This is a genomic window from Microbulbifer mangrovi (genome assembly GCF_002009015.1).
Taxonomy (GTDB): domain Bacteria; phylum Pseudomonadota; class Gammaproteobacteria; order Pseudomonadales; family Cellvibrionaceae; genus Microbulbifer; species Microbulbifer mangrovi.
This window is the reverse complement of the sequence record NZ_LZDE01000144.1, coordinates 1-3,143: the sequence shown is the minus strand read 5'-3', so window position 1 is coordinate 3,143 and position 3,143 is coordinate 1. Positions and strand designations below refer to the sequence as shown.

General features: G+C 63.3%; 3 protein-coding genes. 2 read left to right on the top strand and 1 reads right to left on the bottom strand.

Translation table 11 applies throughout. The features are described from left to right. Positions 1-73: 73 nt before the first annotated feature. Positions 74-1,336 carry a Zn-dependent hydrolase gene (locus tag B4U49_RS00880; protein WP_078082717.1) on the bottom strand — a complete coding sequence of 421 codons (1,263 nt, stop codon included), beginning with the start codon at positions 1,334-1,336 and terminating at the stop codon, positions 74-76. 134 nt (positions 1,337-1,470) lie between these two features. Here B4U49_RS00880 and B4U49_RS00875 point away from each other — a divergent pair, with 134 nt between their 5' ends. Both B4U49_RS00875 and B4U49_RS00870 read left to right on the top strand, forming a co-directional pair. Then, the gene (locus B4U49_RS00875; RefSeq protein WP_078082716.1) at positions 1,471-2,448 is read left to right on the top strand and encodes a LysR substrate-binding domain-containing protein; all 978 of its coding nucleotides are present in this window, start codon (positions 1,471-1,473) and stop codon (positions 2,446-2,448) included. Between the two features lie 132 nt (positions 2,449-2,580). After that, on the top strand, positions 2,581-3,143 hold a 563-nt coding region (locus B4U49_RS00870), incomplete at its 3' end, for an aldehyde dehydrogenase family protein (protein ID WP_239692416.1).

Here is a 3,143-nt window from a genome sequence, read left to right as displayed (position 1 = left end):
AACATCCCTGTTTTAGAAGGTCTAGCGAATAGTTCCCGGCAGCCGCCGCTTCGCATTTGGGTTTAGTGCTTCATCAGCTCGCTTTATTTGCCATTTTCAGCATCGCGTGCAGCAGCACGTTTGCACCGGCTTCCAGATCTTCTGGTTCCGCGTTTTCCGCTTCGTTGTGACTCAGGCCTTTTTCACAGGGCACGAAGATCATGCTGGTGGGCGCGACGCGGGAGATGTACACGGAGTCGTGGCCGGCACCGGAGACCATTTCCTTGTTGCTGTAACCGAGCTCGGCTACAGAGCTGCGCACGGCTTCAACGCAGTTCGCATCGAAGGCGACGGCGGGGGAGCGCCATTCGTCGCGGATATCGTGTTCCAGGCCGATGTGATCGGCGACGCGGGCGGCGATTTCGCGGAAGCGCTGGTCCATGGCGTCGAGGGTATTCTGGTCCGGGTGGCGCAGGTCGACGGCGAGGACGAGTTTCTCGGGGACGGTGTTGCGGCTGCCGGGTTCGACGCGAATGTCACCGAAGGTGGCGCGGGCCCAGGGGCCGTGTTCGGCGGCGAGTTTGTAGAGTTCGTCGAGGATGCGATGCAGGCCCATAAACGGGTCGCGACGGGTTTCCATGGGGCTGGGGCCGGCGTGGCAGGGCTGGCCGATGAGGGTGAGGTCGTACCAGTACATGCCCTGTACACCGCTCAATACACCGATGGTTTTCTCTTCGGCTTCGAGAATCGGGCCCTGTTCGATGTGCACTTCAAACGCGGCGGCCAGCGGGCGCGGCTTGGCGGGGGTGTCGCCCTTGTAGCCAATACGTTGCAGCTCTTCGCCGAAGGTTTTGCCTTCTTTGTCGGTGCGGGCGTAGGCGTAGTCGAGGTCGAATTCACCGGCCCAGACCCCGGAGCCGATCATGGCGGGGGAGAAGCGGGCGCCTTCCTCGTTGGTCCACACGGCAACTTCCAGCGGCGCTTCGGTTTCGATGCCGGCGTCGTTCAGGCTGCGAACCACTTCGAGGCCGGCGAGCACGCCGTAGACGCCGTCAAACTTGCCGCCAGTGGGCTGGGTATCGAGGTGAGAGCCGGTAAGCACCGGGGGCAGATCCGGGTTTTTACCGGGGCGTTGGGCGAAGATATTCCCCACTTCATCGAAGGTCACCGCACAGCCGGCTTCCTGGCACCACTTTACGAAGAGGTCGCGGCCCTGTTTGTCGAGGTCGGTGAGGGCCTGGCGGTTGCAGCCGCCCTTGTCGGTGGCGCCGATGGCGGCCATTTCCATCAGGGAGTCCCACAGGCGCTGGCCATTGATGCGCACTTGAGAGGCGCGGACTTGGCGGGTATCGGTCATGGAGTGCATCCAGAGTTTTATTGTGTGAATGGATGTATAGGGTTTAGCACAAGTCTATGGTTTGATTTTGCGAACACAATTAACATTTAATTGCCGTATTGGTGCCAAAAAGGCACCGTAACGAGAGTTAATCCATGGCCGCCGAGCTCCGAAACCTGTCCCTGACCTCCCTGCGCAGCTTTTACGCGGTGGGACGACACTGCCACCTGCGGCGGGCGGCAGAGGAGCTGCATGTGTCGCACCCGGCGCTCAGCCGCCAGATCCGTGAGCTGGAGGAGCGGTTGGGCACGCCGCTGTTTCTGCGCACCGGCAATCGCCTGTCGCTGACCGCGGCGGGCAAGCGCCTGCACCGGGCGGTGTCCGACGCGTTCGGGCGGCTGGAACAGGGGTTGCTGACCCTGGACCCGGGCAATCTGTCCGGCGAGGTGGTGATCGCCACCACCGCCACCATTGCCAGCCGTTGGCTGCTGCGAATTCTGGCGGAGGTACAACAGCGCTATCCCGAGATCCGCCTGCGGGTCACCACCATCGAGCCGCGCGCGCGGCACCTGGGCGATGAAGCGGATATCGCCATCTGTCTGGGGGAGCCGGAGGCGCCGGCGCGGCAGGTGACGCCGCTGTACCAGGAGCACTATCTGCCGGTGGCGAGTCCGCAGCTGCTGCGCGCGCGGGAGGATCTGAGCCGGTCGCTGCGCCCGCTGGACCTGCTGGGTTTGCCGCTGCTGCACGACCGCCAGCAGCAGTGGCGCGGCTGGTTTACCGCCCAGGGGGTGGACTATGCGCCGTCGGTGAATGGGATATCGGTGGATTATGCCTATCAGGCCATCGAGGCTGCGCGCCTGGGGATGGGCGTGGCGCTGGCGGATCGGCTGGAGGTGAGTGAAGACCTGAAGAGCGGGCGCCTGGCCACGGTAATCGAGCGCTCCTACACCATCGGCCAGTCCCTGTATCTGGTGAATGATCACAGCGGTGCCATCAACCAGCGCACCCGGCTGGTGCTGGAGCGGGTGTTTCGCTGGTTGGAGAGCCGCGGGGCGTCGCTGGCGCCGGAAGCCAAAACCCTGCAACAAGAACTCGCCGTGGCTGCCGGCGCCGCACCGCAGCAGCCGTAATACTCCACTCCGCGGCATCTCAAAGGATCGCCGCCCAGCCATATCACCTGTTCAGGTGATTGGGCCCCGCTTGACCTTCCCGCATACTGAATAATCATTCGAAAAAGTCTAACTATTGCGCAGATTGTCCGTTTGGTAGACGATGCGCGTCCGGAGCGTGCGCAGAATATCGCGCCATCGGTCGCAAGCGTCGTGAGAGCCAGTTCCCGCGGCAAAACTGCAGCAAACAAGTCGAGCAAGATGGAAAACCATAACAAGATCTATATCGATGGCCAGTGGATCGAGTCCACCTCCGGCGACTGGCTGGAAGCCATCAATCCTGCAACCGAATCCCCGATTACCCGAGTGCCAGCGGGTAGCGTGTCCGATGTGGATCGCGCTGTTCAAGCCGCGGCCCGCGCCTTCGACGCCTGGGCCAATACCCCCGCCAGCGAGCGCCGCGCGCTGCTGTTGCGCGCCGCCGACCTGATGGAAGCCCGCCAGGACGAGCTGGTGGCCGCGGTATCCGACAGCCTGGGCTGTCCCCGCCATATCACCGGCTGGCTGCATGTAGAGGGCCCGATCGAGGCCATGCGCCTGTTCGCCGAGCACACTGGGATCACCGAAGAGACCGCCGAACACGGTCACTCCCTGGTATGGCGTGAAGCCGCCGGTGTGTGCGGGTTTATCAATCCCTGGAACTACCCCCTGCACCA